Here is an 18,867-nt window from a genome sequence, read left to right as displayed (position 1 = left end):
CGGCGGGCGGCAACCGGCCACGCGCCTGCTTCGCGGCGCGGATACCGGCCGCGCGTTGGCGTGGTGCGGGCCGGCCGCTTCTGGTGCGGCCGTTCGTCGGGGTGCTGGGACGCCGTCGTCCCAGCGGAGCTGAACGGGCCTGGCTTTGCCGGTGGTTGCGGTGTGGTGCGGTGTGGTGCGGTGTGGTGCGACCGCCCGTCAGGGCGGCCTGCGGCGGGACGCCGTTGTCCCGCGCGCAGCGCGGTGGGGGCTCCGTTGACGCGAGACGCCTCCGCCGTCAGGCGATGCGCAGGCGCGGCGCGTCGTGGGGCTGGTGGGCGCGGGGTTCGTCGTGGTCGGGGTGGACGTCGAGGCTGGCCAGGTCCCTGGCCACGCCGGCGTAGCCGTGGCGTCTGGCGAGGGACGTGGCCTGGCGCGCCCACTGCGCGCTCTCGGGGGTGTGCTCCGTGGCCATGGCGAGGCCGGCCAGGGCATGGAGTTCGCCGCGTCGGTAGCTGAGGGTTCTGGCCTGGGCCAGTGCCGCCCGGTGGTGGCCGATGGCGCTCGCCGTGTCGCCGAGCAGGGCGAGCGTGCGGCCCGCCGCGTTGCGGGCCTCGACGTGGGCCCACCGGTCGCCGCTGCCCTCGGCGGTGCTGACGCCCTTGCAGGCCGCGGCCCTTGCCTGGTCGCGGGCGCCGAGCTCGGCGAGGTGGGTGCTGAGGTAGGCCTGGCCGAGCGCGACGGGGCGCGGTAGTTCGCCGGCCAGTGACACGGCCGCCTCCAGCGCCTCGACCGCGCCCTGCGGGTCGCCCAACGTGCCGAGCACCGCGCCGCGTTCGGCGTGGATCACGGCCAGCAGCGGCCGTGACCTGTGCGCGGACGCGAGCCGCAACGCGGTCGCGTAGGAGCGGGCGGCGAGCTCGGGGCGGCCCAGGTCGAGGTCGACCCGGCCGAGTGCGCAGCGTGCGAGGGCGAGGCGCAGCGGATCGCCGAGGGCGTGGTAGCGGCGGACGGCCTCAAGCAGCAGCTCGTGCGCCTCGGTGAGGTCCCCGGTGAGCCATCGGGAGCGCCCCATGTGCTCGTGGGCGGCAGCCAGCGGCCGCGGCAGGTCGTACGTCCGGCCCAGGGCCATGGCGTGCAGGGCGTGCTGCTCGGCCTGGTCCATCCGCCCCGCGGTGAGCATGGCGTCGACGAGGCTGATGGACAGCTCCGCCTCGGCCTGCCGGTCGCCTGCCCGGCGGGCCGCGCGGAGCCCGGCCTGGGCGCCGGCCAGCCACTCCGGCATCAGGCTGTGGTGCTTGCAGGTGCCCCAGAGCCGCTGGGCGAGCATCCAGGCGGCGGGGTAGGGGCCGTGTTCCGCGGCGTACTCCGCCAGCGGAGCGAGGTTGGCCAACTCGTCGACCGGGGGCCGCAGGGGGTCGGCGCGGCCGTGGATCCGCTCGTCGGAGGCGGTGATCTCGCCGCCCGGTGCGGCGGTGAACAGCCGCCCGGAGGCGCCCTCGACCAGCGAGGCGGCCCGCATCGCCCAGGCCGTCAACCGGTGGACGGCCGCCTCCCGTTCGGCGTCCGGCTCCTCGGCGAGCGCCCGCTTCCGCGCGTACTCGCGCAGCAGGTCGTGCGGGAAGCGGTAGAGGCCCTGCGACTGGGCCTCGATGAGGTTGGCGGCGACCAGCGACTGGAGGGCGCGCTCCGTCTCGCCGGCGTCGGTGCCGGCCACCACCGCCGCGCCGTTGTGGGTGAGGTGGGGTCCCGGGACGAGGCCGAGCCTGCGCAGCACCCGGCGGGCGGCCTCGTCGAGGGTGCCGTAGGAGAGGTCGAGGGAGGCGGAGAGCGAGAGCTCCTCGTCGCCCGGGATGGCGGCGCCGGCCAGCGGGCCCTCGGTGGCCAGTTGGCTCACGACGGTGTCCAGGCTGTCCGACCTGACGGCCGCGCCGGCAGCCACCAGGCGCAGCGCCAGCGGAAGGTAGCCGCAGAGGCGGGCGATCTGGGTGGCGGCCGGGCCGACGGCGGCCGGGCCGAGCATGGTGCGCAGCAGGTGCTCGGCCTCCCGTGGCGACAGCACGGGCAGCACGACCCGCCTGGCGCCCTCGCTGGCCACCAGCCCGGGGAGGCCGCGGCGGGTGGTGATCAGCACGGCGCAGCCGCGCGCTCCGGGGAGCAGGGGCCTGATCTGGTCGGCGTGGGCGGCGTTGTCCAGGACGACGAGCAGCCGGCGCTTGGCGAGCAGGGTGCGGAAGAGGTCGGAGCGTTCCCGGGTGTCGGGCGGCACCCGCTGCGCGGGGATGCCCAACGCGCGCAGGAAGCCGCCGAGGATCTCGGTAGGGTGGGCGGGGCCCAGCTGGTCGAAGCCGCGGAGGTCGGCGAAGAGTTGGCCGTCGGCGAAGTCGTCGGCGACCTGGTGGGCGCAGTGCACGACGAGCGCGGTCTTGCCGACACCCGCGGTGCCCTCGACGTAGACGATGGGCATGCCGTCCGAGCGGAGCAGGCTGGTTATCTGCTCGACCTGCCCGCGGCGCCCGGTGAAGCCGAAGGCCTCGTGGGGGAGTTGGGCGGGGACGGTGGTGGGCATGTCCCTGGTGGTCTCCTCGGCGGCCTGTTGCGGGCTGCCGGAGAGCACCTGCCGATGGGCGGAGCGCAGCTCGGGCCCCGGGTCGGTGCCGTACTCGTCGGCGAGTCGGCGGCGGATGCGTGCGTAGACGTCCAGCGCCTCGATCTGGCGCCCGGACTGGGCCAGCGCGCGTATCAGGAGGCCGTGGAGCCGTTCCCGTTGGGGGTGCTCGGCCGCGAGCCGTACCAACTCGGGTACCGAGTCGGGGCCGCTGCCGAGTAACAGGCCCAGCGCGTACAGGTCTTCGAAGGCGATGAGCTGCCGCTCCGCGAGGCGATCGCGCTCCAGTTCGATACCGGGGCCGCCGATGCCCTCCGCGAGTGGTCCACGCCACAGCGCCGTGGCCTTGGTCAGGGCCTCGGACGCGTTGTCGGGGCGGCCGCCGGCACGGGCGGCCCTGGCGGTGGCCAGCAGTTGCTCGAACTCCCAGAGATCGAAGCCGTCCCCGGGGTTCAGCGCGTAGCCGCCGGAACTCAGCGTGATGGGCGCGCTGTCGGGGAGACAGCGACGCAGCCCCGACACGTACTTCTGTACCAGGTTCACCGCGTGCGCCGGGGCGCCCTCGCCCCAGACCGTGGTGATGATCCGCTCCGCGGAGATGGGGCGCGGCGCGCGCAGCAGCAGCGCGGTCAACACCGCTCGCTGGCGTGGCGGCCCCAACGTCACTTCGCTGTGCTCATGTAGCGCTCTGACAGGTCCGAGAACCTCGAACCGAACACCATCGTGACTCACGACTACCCCCGTATCGATCACGATTTTTCCGAATTGATCACTTCGGTCGCGCGCTCTGCTGATATGTGGAGCATAAGCGAAGCAACCCTTGATCACCCGGCAGTTACTAGGAGTTCACGAGAGCGAACTTCGGTTCCGCTTCAGCTTCGCCTTCAGGGGGCTTCAGCGTTTCTTCCAACGCCCCGTCAGTGGCTACCGCCATGGTCGCTAGTCGGGGCACCGCCGTGGTGCCCCGTCCCGCACAGGTCCCGGTAAGGAGCACGGCATGTCCCTGCCCATAAAACTCCCCTCGGCCTCGTCCCGCGACCGGCTGAGATACGACGCGACCGTTCCCCGCGCGCTGGTGCACCGGGCCTCGGTGGCCGAGGTCTTCATCACCGACTCGGTCGCCGACGCGACGAACGGTCTCGGGCGCTCCGAGGCCGTCTTCGAGGTCGCCGCCCAACTGCCCCGCGGCCACCTGATCGGCGAGCGCGCCGCGACCTACGACTTCCTGCTGATCGTCGAGGTGCTGCGGCAGGCCGGGGTCTTCGTGGCCCACCGCCACCTCGACGTGTCGCTCGACTCGGCCTTCATCTTCAAGTCCATGAACTACCAGGTCCGTTCGGTCGACGCACTGCGCATCGGATCCAAGCCGGCCCAGGTGGTCATCACGCTCACCGTGCGGCCCGAACGCAACCGCGCGGGGCGGGTGCTCGGCTTCGACTTCGACGGCGTGATGTTCGTCGACGACGCCCCGGCCCTGGAGGCGAGCGGCGGTCTGGTCTTCGTCAGCCGCCGGGCATTCGGCATGCTGCGCGCCAAGGGCCGTGAGCGGGTGCGGCAGGCCGCGCCCGGATCCACCCTGGTCTCCCGGCTGGCGCCGGCCGCCCCCTCCACCCTCGGCCGCCACGACCCGCGCAACGTCGTGGTGACCGAGCCCACCGTCGACCCGAGCGGTAACGCGCGCGCCCGCCTCGTGGTGGACACCAGGCACCCGCACCTGTTCGACCACGAGTTGGACCACGTGCCCGGCAACCTCCAGCTGGAGGCGGCGCGGCAGCTCGCGGTGGCGGCGGTCGCCCGACTGCACGGGCTGTTCCCCGAGCAGTTGCTGGTCTCCGAACTGCGGGCGCACTTTCCCGAGTTCGCCGAGCTCGACCTGGCCACCACGGTCGACGCCCGGGTCGGCGGCGTCCGCCAGTCCGGGTCGGTCGGGCTGCTCTCGGTCCCGGTCGACCTGGTCCTCGAGCAGAGCGGCAGCGTCGTCAGCGAGGTCGCCCTGGAGGTGGCGCTGTGGGCGTGACCGACGAGAGACCCGAGATCACCACCCTGGTGTGCGACTACGGCGGCGTCCTGACCAACCCGCTGCTGGAGACGTACCAGGCGTTCGCCGACCGGACCGGCATTCCCCTGGAGACCATCGCCACCGCTTTCGCCGCCGCGACCAGGCGGTACGGGGTGACCCCGATGGCCGATCTGGAGACCGCGGCGATCACCGAGGAACAGATGGTGCGGCGCGTCGTCGCCGAGATGCCGATCGAGGCCGTCGGTCGGTTGGAGGGGCGTTCGTTCGGGGAGCTGTGGTTCCTCGGCAGGCACGCCAACGAGCAGCTGGTCACGTTCCTGCGGACGGTACGGGAGGACGGCCGTCGCGTGGCGCTGCTCACCAACAACGCGCGGGAGTGGGAGCCGCGTTGGCGGGCGACGCTGCCCGTTGACGAGCTCTTCGACCTCGTCGTCGACTCCTCGGTGGAGCGGATCCGCAAGCCCGACCCGGAGATCTACCGCCGGCTGCTCGAACGGCTCGGCGCGGAGCCGAGCAGCTGCCTGTTCGTGGACGACACCGAGGAGAACCTGGTCCCGGCTCGCGAACTCGGCATGCACACCGTGCACTTCGACCACACGAGCCAGGCGGTCAAGGAGATCGCCGCGCTGCTCGGACTCGACCAGGACCGCATGGCTGGAGGAGCCAGCGCATGACCAACGACCGGACCGTACTGATCGCGGGGGCCGGGCCGACCGGGCTGACCGCCGCCTGCGCCCTGCTGCGGCAGGGAGTGGACGTGACCGTCGTCGACCGGCGGAGTGGGCCGGCCACCGCGCCCAAGGCGATCGTGATGTGGAGCGGCGCCCTCGAGGTGTTCGACCGCCTCGACGTCGCCGCCCCGCTCGCCGAGCGCGCCCTGCCGCTGAGCGGAGCCTCGTACTGGTCGCGCGGCCGCAAGGTGGCGGCCGTCGCGTTCGGCGGGCTCCCCAACACCCGCTTCCCCGGGCCGCTGTGCGTGCCGCAGCCGGTCACCGAGGAACTGCTCTACGAGCGCCTGACCCAACTCGGCGGCACCGTGCGGTGGAACACCACCGTGCTCACCGTCACCGCCGACGACTCCTCGGCGACCGTCACCCTCGACGAGGGCGAGGGCGAGGGCGAGGGCGCCGAGTCCACCCTGCGGGCCCGCTGGCTGATCGCCGCCGACGGCATGCACAGCACCGTGCGGGGCGCGCTCGGCGTGCCCTTCGAGGGCGACACCTACCCGCGCGACTTCCTGCTCGGCGACGTCGTTCTCGACGCCGCGGGCGGCTCCCCGCTGCCGGAGGCCGAGGCCCAGTACCACCTGACGCCGGACGGCGTGCTCGTCGTGGTGGCGCTGCCCAAGGGCGGCCACCGGGTCTTCTTCGACCAGCCGGCCGGCACCAGGACCGACCGGCCCGACACCGCCGAGCTCCAGCAGCTCCTCGACGAGCGCGGCCCCGGCAGGTGGCGAATCGGCGAGTCCTGGTGGACCAGCAGGTTCCAGGTGCACACCAGGGTCGCCGGCGCGTTCCGGCACGGCGCGGTCTTCCTGGCGGGCGACGCCGCCCACGTGCACAGTCCGGCCGGCGGGCAGGGCCTCAACACCGGCGTGCAGGACGGCTACGACATCGGCTGGAAGCTGGCCGCCGTCTGCCGGGGCGCCGACGAGTCGCTGCTCGACAGCTACCAGGCCGAGCGCCGGCCCGCCGCCGTGCGGGCCGTGCGCAACGCCGACCGGCAGACCAAGCTGTGGCTGGTCCGCAACCCGGTGGTGCGGGCGCTGCGCGACACCCTGCTGCGCCGGCTCTCCAAGAGCGGCGCGCTGGAGCGCCGCATCATCCCCGAACTCGCCCAGATCGACCTGGACCTGACCGCCAGCCCGGCCGTCGACGCGGTGCCGGGCGGCGACGGCGTCACTCCGGGCCGCCGGATGTCCGACACGGTCCTCACCCCGGTGCGCGGCGCCCTGGCGGCTACCCTGCACGGCTACCTCGCCGCCGGCCGGCACGCCGTCGTCGTCCTCGACGACGGCACCGCCGCCGAGCGGTGCGCCAAGGCCGCCGAGCAGGCCAGGGCCAGCTTCGCGCCCGGCGCCGTCGACGTGCTGCTCGTCACCGCGGGCCAGGCGCCGGACGCCGCCAGCTACGACGTGGCCATCGCCGCCACCGCCGCGACCGCCACCGAACGCCGCCCGGCCCAGGCCGTGTACGTCCGCCCCGACGGCATGGTCGGCGCCCGACTGGTGCTCGACGGATCCCGCGCGATCGGCGAACTCCTGGCCCGGGTACCGGAGTCCGCGGACGCCCAGGCTGGCGACACCCCAGGGCGGCGGTGATCTCACGCCATGGCGAAACCCAAGAGCGATCCCAAGCGGGATCCCAGAAGTGATCCCGACCGCGAACAGAACCGCCCCAGATGGCCCAGGTTCGTGCTGCTGCTCGCGGTGCTGTTCATCATCGACGCGCTGCTGGTCGGCGGCGACGTCGCCGACCGGCTGCTGGCCGGCGGCACCGAGGACGAGGGCTCCGAGTCGTCCCAGGCCACCGAGCTGCTCGAGGACGCGTTCCCGGCGAGCGAGCCCAACCTGGTGCTGGTCGTCAGCCCCACGGACGACGTCACCGTCGACGACAACGCCGTCGCGGCCGACGGCATCAGGCTCGCGCAGCGCCTCGCGTTCGAGCCCGACGTCGCCGGCGTCACCTCCTACTGGGCGACCGGCGCCGAGCAACTGCGCTCCGAGGAGCGCGACCACGCGCTGATCGTGGCCCACATCGAGGGCACCGAGGACGAGGCCCAGGCCGTACTCGAAAGGCTCGAACCCGACTTCCGCGGCACCCCGGAGGGCACCGAGCAAGTCGAGGTGCGGATCGGCGGCAGCGTCGCCGCCATCGGCCAGATCCAGGAGACCATCTCCGAGGACCTGCTCACCGCCGAACTGATCGCGCTGCCGATCACCCTGATCATCCTGATCCTGGTGTTCGGCGGCGTGGTCGCCGCACTGCTCCCGCTCGGCGTGGGCGTGGTGGCCATCCTCGGCACCAACGCGGCGCTGCGCGTCGTCACCGAGTTCACCGACGTCTCGATGTTCGCGCAGAACCTCACCACCGCGCTCGGCCTCGGCCTGGCCATCGACTACGCGCTGCTGATCGTGCGCCGCTACCGGGAGGAGCTGGCCGGCGGCCTCGCGCCGCGCGAGGCCGTCGCGAAGACCGTGCGCACCGCGGGACGCGCCGTGCTGTTCTCGGCCCTGACCGTCGCCATCGCGCTCTCGGCGATGCTGGTCTTCCCGCTCTACTTCCTGCGCTCCTTCGCCTACGCCGGCATCAGCGTCGTGCTGCTCGCCGCCGCCGCGGCGCTGGTGCTGCTGCCCGCCGTGCTGCTGCTCCTCGGCCACCGGGTCGACGCGCTGCGGATCAGGCGGCGGCGGGAGCCGGCCGCCACCGCCGAGGGCGGCGGCGCCTGGCGGGCGCTCGCCGGCGGCGCGGTGCGGCACGCGCCGCTGGTCGCGATCGGCAGCACCGTCCTCCTGGTGGTCGTCGGACTCCCGTTCCTGCGCGTGGAGTTCGGCACCACCGACGACCGGCAGCTGCCGGCCACGGCCGACGCCAGGGTGGCGCAGGACATCATCAGGGACGACTTCGACTCCGCCGCCACCGCCACCATCGAACTGGTCGCCCGCCAGGCCGACTCGGAGCGTGACGCGGACGGCATCGAGGTGTTCGCGCTGCGGCTCTCCGAACTGCCCGGCGTCTCCACCGTCGACAGCCCCGTCGGCACCTACGAGGACGGCGAGCGGACCGTCTCCGAGACCCCGGCCCACGCGCTGCGCGCCCACGAGGGCATGAGCCACATCTCCCTGGTACCCGAGTCCGGCATCGAGGTCAGCTCGGCCGAGGCACGCGAGATCGTGCTCGGCGCCAGGGGCCTGGCCGAGCAGGCCGACTTCCGGGCCTTCGAGACCCTGGTCGGCGGCGACGCGGCCGTGCTCGAGGACAGCAAGCGGGCCATCTCCTCGCGGCTCGGCTGGGCCCTGCTGATCATCGTCGGCGCCTCGCTGCTGCTGATGTTCCTGCTCACCGGCAGCCTGCTGATCCCGGTGATGTCCGTGGTGCTCAACGCGCTGAGTCTGTCCGCCATGTTCGGCGCCGTCGTCTGGATCTTCCAGGACGGCAACCTGTCGGGGGCGCTCGGCTTCACCGCGACGGGCACCATCGAGGTGACGCTGCCGGTGCTGATGTTCTGCGTCGCCTTCGGACTCTCCATGGACTACGGCGTCTTCCTGCTCTCCCGGGTCACCGAGGAGTACCGCCGCACCGGCGACCCGCAGGGCGCCATCGTGGCCGGCGTGCAGCGTACCGGCGGCGTCATCACCGCGGCCGCCGTGATCCTCTCCGTGGTGCTCGTCGCCATCGGCACCTCGCGGATCACCAACACCAAGATGCTCGGGATCGGCCTCGCGCTCGCCGTCATCGTCGACGCCACGCTGGTCCGCGGCCTGCTGCTGCCGTCCGTGATGCGGCTCGGCGGCCGGCTCACCTGGTGGGCGCCGGCCCCGTTGCGCCGCTTTCAGGAGCGGTTCGGGCTCCGCGAGGAGGCCCCGGAGCCGCCATCGAAGGGCGCCGGCCCACCGGCCGCGCCACGCCAACCCGAACCCGTACTCGAGGACGCGTCATGAGCGACGAGACCCCCCGCCGCGTGGTCGTCACCGGCGCCACCGGGCTGCTTGGCACGGCCGTCGTCGAGCGGCTGTTGACCCAGGGCCACCAGGCCGTGGCCCTGGTCCGCGACCCGGCGAAGGCGCGCCGCGTGCTGCCGGAACACGCCGGGCTGACGCTGGTGGTGGGCGACGTCAACGAGCCGGCCAGCTACCGCTCCGCACTCGTCGGCGCCGACGCCGTCATCCACACCGCGGCCTACTTCCGCGAGTACTACCAGCCGGACCCCGACCTGCCGCTGCTGTTCCGCACCAACGTCGACGCGGTGCGCGACCTGCTGCGTGAGGCGGTCGACGCCGGGGTGCCGGTCATGGTGCACACCAGCTCCATCACCACCCTGGCGCCCGGCAGCGCGGAGGCGCCGGCCGACGAGTCGGCGCCCCCGCCGCCCGGCTGGGAGCGCAACTCCTACCGGGCGAGCAAGGTGCGGGCCGAGGAGGTGATCCTGGAGTTCTGCGTCCGCGAGCCGGCGCTGCGGGTGCCGATCGTGCTGCCCGGCTGGATGTGGGGCCCGCGCGACGTCGGCCCCACCTCGGCCGGCCGGCTCTTCCTCTCCGTCGCCAAACGGCAGTTGCGGGCCGTGCCGCGGGCCGGCAACCACGTGGTCGACGTCCGCGACGTGGCCGACGCCCTGCTGCGGGCCGCCGAGACCGGCCAGAGCCTGCGCCGCTACATCGTCGCCGGCCGCTGGCAGCGGCTTTCGAGCACCGTCACCGGCGTCGCCGAGGCCGTCGGCGTGCCCGCGCCGCGCGAGGTGCCGGCCGGCGCCGCGTTCGCCTTCGCCACCGTGCTCGAACTCTCGGCGAAGCTGCGGCGCCAGCCGCCCATCGCCACCAGGGAGGGGGTGCGGGTGCTGCTCGACGGCAACCGCACCCGGATCACCTCAGCCCGCGCCGAGCGCGAACTCGGCGTCTCCTTCCGCCCGTTGGCGCAGACCTTCGCGGACGAGGCCGCCTGGTACCGGGCCGCGGGGCTCCTCACCAACACCACAGGGGCCGCCGCGTGAGCCCCCAACCACCGCCAGCACGGGCGCAAGCAGCCAGGAGGACCCGACCCATGCCCCGCACCAGAACCATCGCCCTGGGGGCCGCCGCCACGCTGCTCGCCCTCAGCCCCGCCTACTGGGCGCTCGCCGTCGCCTCCGAGCCGACCGCGCCCGCCGACCCGGCCGCCGAGGCCAGGGCCGCCGAGATCAACGCCGAACAGGCGGCCGAGGCCACGGCCGAGCGAATGGCCGACGCCGACATCGTCGACGTGCCGGTCTCCTTCACCGTCGTCAACCAGAACCGCACGCTCGCGGCCTGCGCCGTGGACGGCGAGACCTACACCATCCGTGGCCATCTCACCGCGCCCCGCGCCCTGTTGGAGGGCGAGGCGGCCGGCGAGGAGACGCCGATCACTCTCTACGAGCACGGCATCGCGGGCGGCGAGTGGTACTGGCGCCTCGACGCCGAGGGCTACCACTACGCCGAGGAGCTGGCGCTGCGCGGCCACGCCTCGCTGACCATCGACCGGCTCGGCTACGACTCCAGCGACCAGCCGAACGGCCTCGGCTCCTGCATCGGCGGCCAGGCCGACATGGCCCAGCAGATCACCGACCAACTCCGCGACGGCGGCTACGAGATCGGCGAGCCCGACGCCCTGCCGGGCGACGACACCCCGTCGTTCGACCGGGTCTTCCTCGCCGGCCAGTCCAACGGCGGCCAGGTCATCCAGATCGCCGCCTACTCGTTCCTGGACGTCGACGGACTGATGATCATGGACTGGACCGACCTCGGCCTCACCCCCGAGGCCAACGCCAGGTTCTTCACCTCGCTCCAGACATGCCTGCGCGGCGGCGACGAGGGGTACGCCTACTACGACCTCGGCACCGAGGAGTTCGACACCGGCAACTTCACCGAGACCGAACCCGAGGTGCTCGAGCTCTCGCTGCCCCAGCAGAACGCGCATCCGTGCGGCGACATGGTCTCCCAGCTCGCCGGCGTCCTGATGGACGTCCAGCACGTCTCGGAGATCGACGTGCCGGTGCTCTTCATGTACGGCGCGGAGAGCGCCCGCGTCGAGGGCGGCGAGGAGCACCGCGCGCTGTTCACCGGGAGTCCCGAGACCGAGGTCGTCGAGATCCCCGGCGCCGGCCACTACATCAACATGGCGCTCGAAGCCCAGCAGGCGTTCGACGCCGCCGCCGACTGGCTCGACCGACAGGGAGGTTGATCGCCCGGGCCCCACCCGTCCCCCCACCGCACCACACCGAATCGCACTGAACCGAACCACCCCACCCCCACAACGGGTTGACACCGAGGAGTCACGTTCATGTCCGCATCACCGCCGCCGCTGAGTCGGCTCGGCGGCCTGGCCACCCGGCGTCGCCGCGCCGTGCTCGTCGTCGGGGCGATCCTCTTCGCGATCGCCGCCGCGATCGGCGCCGGCGCCCAGAGCGCCCTTTCGCTCTCCCGCTTCGAGGCCCCCGGATCCGAGTCCGACCGGGCCGAGGACGTGCTGCGGGCGGAGTTCGGCGACGGCAGCCCCAACTTCCTGCTGCTGGTCACAGCGAAGGAGGGCACGGTCGACGACGCGGCGGTGGCCGAGGCGGGCAGCGCACTGACGGCGGAGCTGGCCGAGGAACCCCTGGTCACCACCGTCGGCTCCTACTGGACCCGCGGCAACACCCCGACCCTGGCCAGCCAGGACCGCACCCAGGCACTCGTGGTCGCCTGGCTGGCCGGGGACGCCACCGAGGTCCGCGAGGAACTCGCGGACGTCTCACCCCGGTTCACCCGGGACGAGGAGCTGTTCACCGTCCAGACAGGCGGCCAAGACGAGATCTTCCGGCAGGTGAGCGACGAGTCGCGGCAGGACTTCCTGCGGGCCGAGGCCGTCATCGTCCCGGTCGTCCTGGTGCTGCTCGTGTGGGCCTACCGCCGCTGGTCGGCTGCCGGACTCACGCTGGGCGTGGGCCTGTTCTCCGTGCTCGCCACGCTGGCCATCCTGCGCGGCGTCACCGCGTTCGTCGAGGTCTCCACCTTCGCCGCCAACCTGGCGCTGGTGCTCGGCCTCGGCCTCGGCATCGACTACAGCCTGTTCGTCATCGCCCGCTTCCGGGAGGAGAGCGCCGCCGGCCGCGACAAGCTGACCGCCGCGGCCCGTACCGTCGAGACCGCCGGCCGCACCGTGCTCTTCAGCGGCATCACCGTGGCCGCCTCGCTCGCCGCGCTGTTCGCCTTCCCCTTCCCCTTCCTCCAGTCCTTCGCCTACGGCGGCATCGCCGTCGTGCTGACGGCCGCGTTCGGCGCCGTCGTGCTGCTGCCCGCCGCGCTCGCCGCCGTCGGCCACCGGGTCCTGCGGCCCCGCCCGCCGTCCACCACCACCGACGTCACCGCCGGCCGCTGGTACCGGTCCACGCTGCGCGTGATGCGCCGGCCGCTGCTCTACGGCCTGCCGGTGCTCGTCGTGCTGCTGGCGCTCGGCGCGCCGTTCCTCGGCGCCCAGTTCGGCCTGCCCGACGAGCGGGTGCTGCCCTCGGACGCCTCGAGCCGCGTCACTCAGGAGGAGATCAGGACCAACTTCCCGACCGAGGTCACCGACGGCCTACAGATCGTCGCCACCGACGTCGCGGACCCGGCGGGCACCGACACCGACGCCTACGCCGCCACGCTCTCCGAACAGCCTGGCGTCTTCCAGGTCGAGGGGCCCACCGGCACCTACGCGGACGGCACCCGGGTCGCGGAACCCGCCGCCGACCTCGAACGGTTCGCCACCGACGACGCCGCCCGCATCACGGTGGTCGCCGACCGGGCCGCACTGGAGGGCGACATGACGGAACTCGTCGCCGAGATCCGCGCCGTAGAGGCCCCCTACGACGTGCTGGTCGGCGGATTCCCCGCCGCCATGACCGACTTCAGGGAGGCGCTCCTCGACCGGCTGCCGCTGGTGATCGCCATCATCCTCGTGGTCACCTTCGTCATCATCTTCCTCATGACCGGCAGCGTCCTCATCCCGGCCAAGGCCACCGTGGCCAACGTCCTCAGCCTCACCGTGATGTTCGGGTCGCTGGTGTGGGTCTTCCAGGACGGCCACCTCTCCGGGCTCCTCGACTTCACCCCGGCGGGGAAGATGGAACCCAGCATCCCGATCCTGATGTTCTGCATCGCCTACGGGCTCTCGATGGACTACGAGGTGTTCATCATGGCGAGGATCAAGGAGGAGTACGACCGCACCGGCGACAACACGGCGGCGGTGGCCGCCGGCATCCAGCGCAGCGCGCCGTTGATCACGGCCGCCGCCGGCATCCTGGCGCTGACCTTCGCCGCCTATGTCACCGGCAGCGTGGTCTTCCTCAAGCAGCTCGGCGTCGGCATGGCGCTCGCCGTCCTGGTGGACGCGCTGCTGATCAGGACGGTGCTGGTGCCGGCCGCGATGCGGCTGGCCGGCGACGCCAACTGGTGGGCGCCGGCGCCGCTGCGCAGGCTGCACGAACGGTTCGGGCTGCGTGAGGCACCGCCGGCGGAGCCGGCACCCGCCGCGCCCGCGGTCGCCGGCAAGCGGTAGTCCGCCGGCGAGCGGTGGATTCCGCCGGGCTCCCCCGGCTCGACGGAATCCACCGTGCGCGGGCGCCCCGGCCGTGTGAGACTGCCCGGCATGCCGCACACCTCCGAAGAGACCCCGCTGACCGGCGGGAACGTCAGCGCCGGCGTGGTCCTCGTCGGCGACACCGTGCGCCGCCCCGCCGGCCCGCAGACGCCGGCCGTCCACGCCCTGCTGCGCCACCTGCACGCGGTCGGCTACCACGCCGCGCCCCGCCCGCTGGGGATCGACGAACAGGGCCGCGAGGTACTGACGTTCGCCCCCGGCACCACCCTCTGGCCCGACCGGATGGCGCTGCTCGACCCCGCCGACCGGCTGGCCGGGGTGGCCCGGCTGATCCGCGACTACCACGACGCCGTCGCCGACTTCACCCCGCCGCCGGACGCCAGGTGGCGGCCCCTGATGCCGGCCGACGGCGCCGAACTCGTCGCCCACCACGACCTGGCCCCCTGGAACCTGGTGGTGGACGAGGCCGCCGACTCGTGGGTCCTCATCGACTGGGACGGCGCGGGGCCGGGCACCCGCCTGTGGGATCTGGCCTACGCGGCCCGCGGCTTCGTCCAGCTCACCGCCAACCCCGCCTACCGGCACCCGGATCCGCTGGCCGCCGCCCGGCTACGGGCCTTCGTCGACGCGTACGGCCTCGACGAGGCCGACCGGCGTGCCCTCGTCCCGCTGTTGGGCCGCCGCACCCGCGCCATGCACGACTTCCTCCGCGACCGCGCGGCCGAGGGCGTCGAACCGTGGACCACACTCCCCCAGCTAACGCTGGGAGGTGCCCCCATACTCAGGGCCACGGCGACGCCTGGCTCGGCGACGCCGAATACGTCGAGCGCCGCGCGGAGTTGTGGACGGCGGCGCTGCTCGACTAGGCCCTCCGGCAGGACAGGACCTAGCGGGTCAGCGACTGCCCCAGGCGGCGGCGAACGCCCGTGCCGGGTTGTCGACGAAGATCGCGTTGGCCACCCGCTCGCCCAACTCCCGCTCCACCCGGGGCCGGAGCCCGGTCAACAGGAACGGCATCCCGGGGCCCTCACCGCCGGCCGCAGCGGCCCTCGCCCGGGCCGTGGTGGTGTCGCCGCCGAGCAGCAGCCGGTCGGCGTGCCCGGCCTCGCAGAGCGCGGCCAGCGCGTCGAGCAGCCGCCAGTCGGTGGCGTGGTGGGCGCGCGACGGGCCGTCGAACGCCAGGAACGCGCCCGCCTCGGCGGCCTGCCGGTGCACCCGCGCGTCGGGGGAGCGGTTGAGGTGGCTGAGGATGACCCGCGCCGGCGAGACGTTCAGCTTCTCGCACAGCAGTGCCAGCACGTCCAGGGCCGCCGTGCCGCCCTCCAGATGCACCCCGATGGGCGCGTCGGTCGCGTGGTGCGCCTCGGCGGCCGCCGTCATCACCGCGCGGGCGTGCGCGTCGAGGCCGTGGAAGGCGCCGGCCACCTTGATCAGGCCGGCCCGCGCCGTGCCGTTGGCGCCGTCGGGGTCGTCGTCGTTGCGCAGCCCGCGCGAGAGTTCGTCCACGAACAGCTCCGCGAGCCGCCCGGCGACCCGCTCGGTCATCAACTCGCCCTCGTGCGCCACCTGGTGGAAGCCGGTGGCGGCGATCAGGTGCACGCCGGCGGTCCGTGACACCTCGCCGAGCCGGCCGGCCCGCCGGCCCATGCCGAACGGTGTCCACTGCGCGACCGCCCGCCCGCCCGCGGCGGCGAAGGCGCGCAACTCCTCGACGGCCGCCGGGAGATCGTCCAACTCCTGCCCCGGCAGCCGCGCCGAGCGGAGGAAGAGGTGGTCGTGCGCGTCGCAGACTCCCAGCTCACCGGGGGCGATGTCCCCCAGGACGGTGCGGATGGCGAGAGCGTCAGGCATACCCGAATCGTAGCCGCCGCCCACGACCTGCTACCCGACGGTTGCGCCTCGGTGGCGTCAGGGGCCGGGCGCGACAGATGGACTTTCTCCGAGGCCGCGCGCAGGATGTGGCGTTATGAGCCACGACCAGCGCGACATCGGTCCCGTCCTCGTCGCGCTGGCCGACCCGACGCGCCGGCGGCTGCTCGACGCGCTCGCCGAGGCCGGCCAGGCCAGCGCCACCACGCTGGCCGGCCGGCTCCCGGTCTCCCGGCAGGCCGTCGTCAAGCACCTCCAGGTGCTGCTCGACGCCGGCCTGGTCAGCGGCGGCCGCGCCGGCCGCGAGGTGCTCTACCGGGTGCGCCCGGCCCCGCTCGACGCGTCGGCGCGCTGGCTCGACGAACTGTCGGCCTCCTGGGACCGGCGCCTCGCCGCACTGAAGCGGGCGGCCGAGCCAGAAGGCCCCGCCGTCACGGGCGGTACACCGCCACCCGCACCGAGACCGTGACCCGCGCCGGCGCCGGCAGCGCCGCCACCCGCCGCCCCAACTCGTCCGGGGTCACGTGCCGCGCGGAAGGCCCCATCGAGACCAGCGCCGTCGCCCCGGCCGCCGACAACTCCACCGGATACTCGATGAGCGACGCCGGTCCCGCCGGCGCGAAGTGCCCGTCCAGCGTCCGCCGCACCCGTTCCTCCTTGGCCGCGTCCACCGACAACAGCCCGAGCGGTCCCCGCAGTTCCGCCAGGTGGCGCTCGGTGGGCGTGACCACCACCAGCGCGCCCCCCGGCCGCAACACCCGCCGGAACTCGGCGCCGTTGCGCGGCGCGAAGACGTTCAGCACGGCGTCCGCCGACGCGTCCGCGACCGGCAGCGAGTGCCAGACGTCGCAGGCCGCGGCGGCGATCCTGGCGTGGGCCCGTGCCGCGTGCCGCAGCGCGTGCTTGGCGGCGTCGAGCCCGAGCCCGACGGCCGCCGGCCGGGCGTCGAGCACCGCGGCCAGGTAGTAGCCGGTGCCGGTGCCGGCGTCCACCACGGTCTCGGCGGACGGGGGACAGGCGTCGGACACCGCCGCCGCGATCGGCGCGTAGTGGCCGGCCGCCAGGAAGTCGGCCCTGGCCCGCACCATCTCGGCGGTGTCGGCGCCGGGCGGCGACCCGCCGCCGGTCAGCAGGCTCACATAGCCCTGCCTGGCGACGTCGAACGAGTGCCGCTCCGGGCACCGGAGGGCACGGTCGGCGGGCCGCAGCGGACCGCCGCAGATCGGACACCTGAGCATGGCCAAGGCGGCGTCGGGCATCGGGACGTTCATGGGGTTCGTGGTTCCTAGGTCGGTGCACGGCGGTCGGGGTGGGGTCACCAGCGCCGGGCGCCCGCCGTCGTCTCACCGCCGGCTCAGAAGAAGGCCAGCGCGCTTCCGTCGCATGCCATGCCCGGGATGTTACCCGTCTGCCCAGCTCAGCGGGGCCGGCGTAGGGTGACCACCATGAAGCTGCGCTGCGCCGTGCTCGACGACTACCAGGGCGTCGCGCTCACCATGGCCGACTGGTCGCCGCTCGCCGACGCCGTCGACGTCACCGTCGTCCGGGAGTACATCGCCGACCGCGACCGGCTCGTCGAGCTGATCGGCGACTGCGAGATCGTCGTCATCATGCGGGAACGCACCCCGTTCCCGGCCGAGTTGTTCGACCGGCTGCCCAGGCTGCGGCTGCTGGTCACCACCGGGATGCGCAACGCGTCCGTCGACCTGGCGGCGGCCGAGCGGCACGGCGTCACCGTCTGCGGCACGTTCAGCCGCTCAGAACCGACCGTCGAGCACACCTGGGCGCTGCTCCTCGGCCTGGCCCGCAACCTGCCCCGGGAGAGCGCGGCCGTCCGCGACGGCGGGCCCTGGCAGTCCACCCTCGGCGTCGACCTGCACGGGCGCCGGCTCGGCCTGATCGGCCTGGGGAAGATCGGGTCCCGGGTGGCCGCGGTCGGCGCGGCCTTCGGGATGGAGGTGGTGGCCTGGAGCCCCAACCTGACCGAGGAACGGGCCGCGGCCGGCGGCGCCACCCTGGCCGCCGGCCTCGACGAGCTGCTGGCGACCAGCGACTTCGTCTCCCTGCACATGGTGTTGAGCGACCGCACCAGGGGCCTGCTCGGCGAGGCGGAACTGCGCCGGATGCGGCCCACCGCCCGCCTGGTCAACACCTCGCGCGCCGCCCTCGTCGACCAGGCCGCGCTCGCCAGGGCCCTCCGCGAGGGCTGGATCGCGGGCGCCGCGGTCGACGTCCACGACACCGAACCGCTCCCCGCCGACCACGAGTTCCGCACCCTGCCCGGGCTGCTCGCCACCCCGCACCTGGGCTATGTGACGGAGGGCAACTACCGCAGGTTCTACGGCGAGGCGGTGGAGGACATCGCCGCCTTCCTGGCCGGCGAACCGGTCCGCGTCCTCGGCGGCTAGAACTCGATCAGGGCACGGAGGTCGATCTCGACCGGGAACGGCTCCTGGGTGGTCAGCTTGTCGCGGTGGACCGCGTGTTCATGGGCGGGGATGTAGGCGCCGGTGTCCGGATCGATCCGGTACTCGGCCACGACCGGAAGGTTCTCCCTGTCGCGCTCGACGCACCAGTAGTGCGGCACGGCGGCCTCGGCCAGCATCGCCGGCTTCACCCCCCGGTCCTGCCGCTGCGAGCCGGGGGAGACGACCTCCACGGCCAGCCGGACGTGCGACACCGGCACGCACTCCATGGTGAAGGGATCGAGGCCCCGCTTGTCGAAGACGACGACGTCCGGCTTGATGACATTCCGCTCGTCGACCATCACGCAGGTCTCGACCGCTACCTCATGGGACTTCGGCCCGGCCGAGGACAGGGCACGGAAGATCGCGCCCTTCACCTTGTCGTGCCAATAAGGCGTCTGTCCCCGGACCACGATCACTCCGTCCACCAGTTCCCAGTCGAACGGGAGCTCCACGTCCTTGACCTGGTCGAACGTCCAGCCTTCCGCCGGCGCGCGCCACCAGTTGTCCGAAGTCGCCTGGATCTCCTGCGGGCGCTCGGTCATCAGTACTCCCATGGACACAGAATGGACGAGACGGGGGAGGTGATCCCTCCATATGACCGTACCCTCACCCGAAGTGATGGACGCGATGACG

14 protein-coding genes and 1 pseudogene are annotated in these 18,867 nt (G+C 73.5%); 11 read left to right on the top strand and 4 right to left on the bottom strand.

From position 1 onward, the window contains the following. Positions 1-277 precede the first annotated feature (277 nt). Positions 278-3,253, bottom strand: a complete 2,976-nt coding sequence (locus tag ACYVPE_RS10090) for an AfsR/SARP family transcriptional regulator (protein WP_461033123.1) — start codon at positions 3,251-3,253, stop codon at positions 278-280. A gap of 331 nt (positions 3,254-3,584) precedes the next feature. On the opposite strand from ACYVPE_RS10090, the gene ACYVPE_RS10085 reads away from it, so the two are divergent. The 9 genes and pseudogenes from ACYVPE_RS10085 (at position 3,585) to ACYVPE_RS10045 (ending at position 14,763) form a co-directional block, all read left to right on the top strand. Beyond that, positions 3,585-4,604 carry a ScbA/BarX family gamma-butyrolactone biosynthesis protein gene (locus ACYVPE_RS10085; protein WP_461033122.1) on the top strand — a complete coding sequence of 340 codons (1,020 nt, stop codon included), beginning with the start codon at positions 3,585-3,587 and terminating at the stop codon, positions 4,602-4,604. Further along, complete coding sequence (locus tag ACYVPE_RS10080) at positions 4,601-5,281, top strand: HAD family hydrolase (RefSeq protein ID WP_461033121.1); 681 nt, start codon at positions 4,601-4,603, stop codon at positions 5,279-5,281. Before ACYVPE_RS10085 ends, ACYVPE_RS10080 begins: the two co-directional genes overlap by 4 nt. Then, complete coding sequence (locus ACYVPE_RS10075; RefSeq protein WP_461033120.1) at positions 5,278-6,927, top strand: FAD-dependent monooxygenase; 1,650 nt, start codon at positions 5,278-5,280, stop codon at positions 6,925-6,927. The genes ACYVPE_RS10080 and ACYVPE_RS10075 overlap by 4 nt, the downstream gene beginning before the upstream one ends. Positions 6,928-6,936: 9 nt before the next feature. Beyond that, entirely contained in the window at positions 6,937-9,267 is a 2,331-nt protein-coding gene (locus tag ACYVPE_RS10070; RefSeq protein ID WP_461033119.1) for an MMPL family transporter, read from the top strand. Next, the gene (locus tag ACYVPE_RS10065; RefSeq protein WP_461033118.1) at positions 9,264-10,313 is read left to right on the top strand and encodes an NAD-dependent epimerase/dehydratase family protein; all 1,050 of its coding nucleotides are present in this window, start codon (positions 9,264-9,266) and stop codon (positions 10,311-10,313) included. Before ACYVPE_RS10070 ends, ACYVPE_RS10065 begins: the two co-directional genes overlap by 4 nt. A 50-nt stretch (positions 10,314-10,363) precedes the next feature. After that, positions 10,364-11,521 (top strand): alpha/beta hydrolase, encoded by a 1,158-nt coding sequence (locus tag ACYVPE_RS10060; protein ID WP_461033117.1) that lies wholly within the window; start codon positions 10,364-10,366, stop codon positions 11,519-11,521. 99 nt (positions 11,522-11,620) lie between these two features. Beyond that, positions 11,621-13,855, top strand: coding sequence for an MMPL family transporter (locus ACYVPE_RS10055; RefSeq protein WP_461033116.1), 2,235 nt, complete (start codon positions 11,621-11,623; stop codon positions 13,853-13,855). Positions 13,856-13,945: 90 nt separating this feature from the next. Beyond that, positions 13,946-14,473, top strand: a pseudogene (locus tag ACYVPE_RS10050) (phosphotransferase); the annotation flags it as partial. A 161-nt stretch (positions 14,474-14,634) separates the two neighbouring features. Continuing rightward, on the top strand, positions 14,635-14,763 hold the full coding sequence (locus tag ACYVPE_RS10045) for a hypothetical protein (protein WP_461033115.1): 129 nt from the start codon (positions 14,635-14,637) through the stop codon (positions 14,761-14,763). Positions 14,764-14,791: 28 nt separating this feature from the next. Here ACYVPE_RS10045 and ACYVPE_RS10040 read toward each other — a convergent pair whose 3' ends face one another. After that, on the bottom strand, positions 14,792-15,748 hold the full coding sequence (locus ACYVPE_RS10040; RefSeq protein WP_461033114.1) for a phosphotriesterase family protein: 957 nt from the start codon (positions 15,746-15,748) through the stop codon (positions 14,792-14,794). 115 nt (positions 15,749-15,863) lie between these two features. Here ACYVPE_RS10040 and ACYVPE_RS10035 point away from each other — a divergent pair, with 115 nt between their 5' ends. After that, the gene (locus ACYVPE_RS10035) at positions 15,864-16,235 is read left to right on the top strand and encodes an ArsR/SmtB family transcription factor (RefSeq protein WP_461033113.1); all 372 of its coding nucleotides are present in this window, start codon (positions 15,864-15,866) and stop codon (positions 16,233-16,235) included. Here the strand turns inward: ACYVPE_RS10035 and ACYVPE_RS10030 are convergent. Continuing rightward, positions 16,198-17,025: a putative RNA methyltransferase gene (locus tag ACYVPE_RS10030; protein ID WP_461033150.1), complete on the bottom strand. Its 828-nt coding sequence runs from the start codon at positions 17,023-17,025 to the stop codon at positions 16,198-16,200. The genes ACYVPE_RS10035 and ACYVPE_RS10030 overlap by 38 nt on opposite strands. A 186-nt stretch (positions 17,026-17,211) precedes the next feature. Here ACYVPE_RS10030 and ACYVPE_RS10025 point away from each other — a divergent pair, with 186 nt between their 5' ends. Beyond that, positions 17,212-18,174, top strand: coding sequence for a D-2-hydroxyacid dehydrogenase family protein (locus tag ACYVPE_RS10025; protein ID WP_461033112.1), 963 nt, complete (start codon positions 17,212-17,214; stop codon positions 18,172-18,174). Here the strand turns inward: ACYVPE_RS10025 and ACYVPE_RS10020 are convergent. After that, positions 18,171-18,788: a Uma2 family endonuclease gene (locus ACYVPE_RS10020; RefSeq protein WP_461033111.1), complete on the bottom strand. Its 618-nt coding sequence runs from the start codon at positions 18,786-18,788 to the stop codon at positions 18,171-18,173. The genes ACYVPE_RS10025 and ACYVPE_RS10020 overlap by 4 nt on opposite strands. Positions 18,789-18,867 lie beyond the last annotated feature (79 nt).

The sequence above is a fragment of the Streptomyces mayteni genome, assembly GCF_054783955.1.
This window is presented reverse-complemented; position numbering and strand designations above follow the sequence as displayed.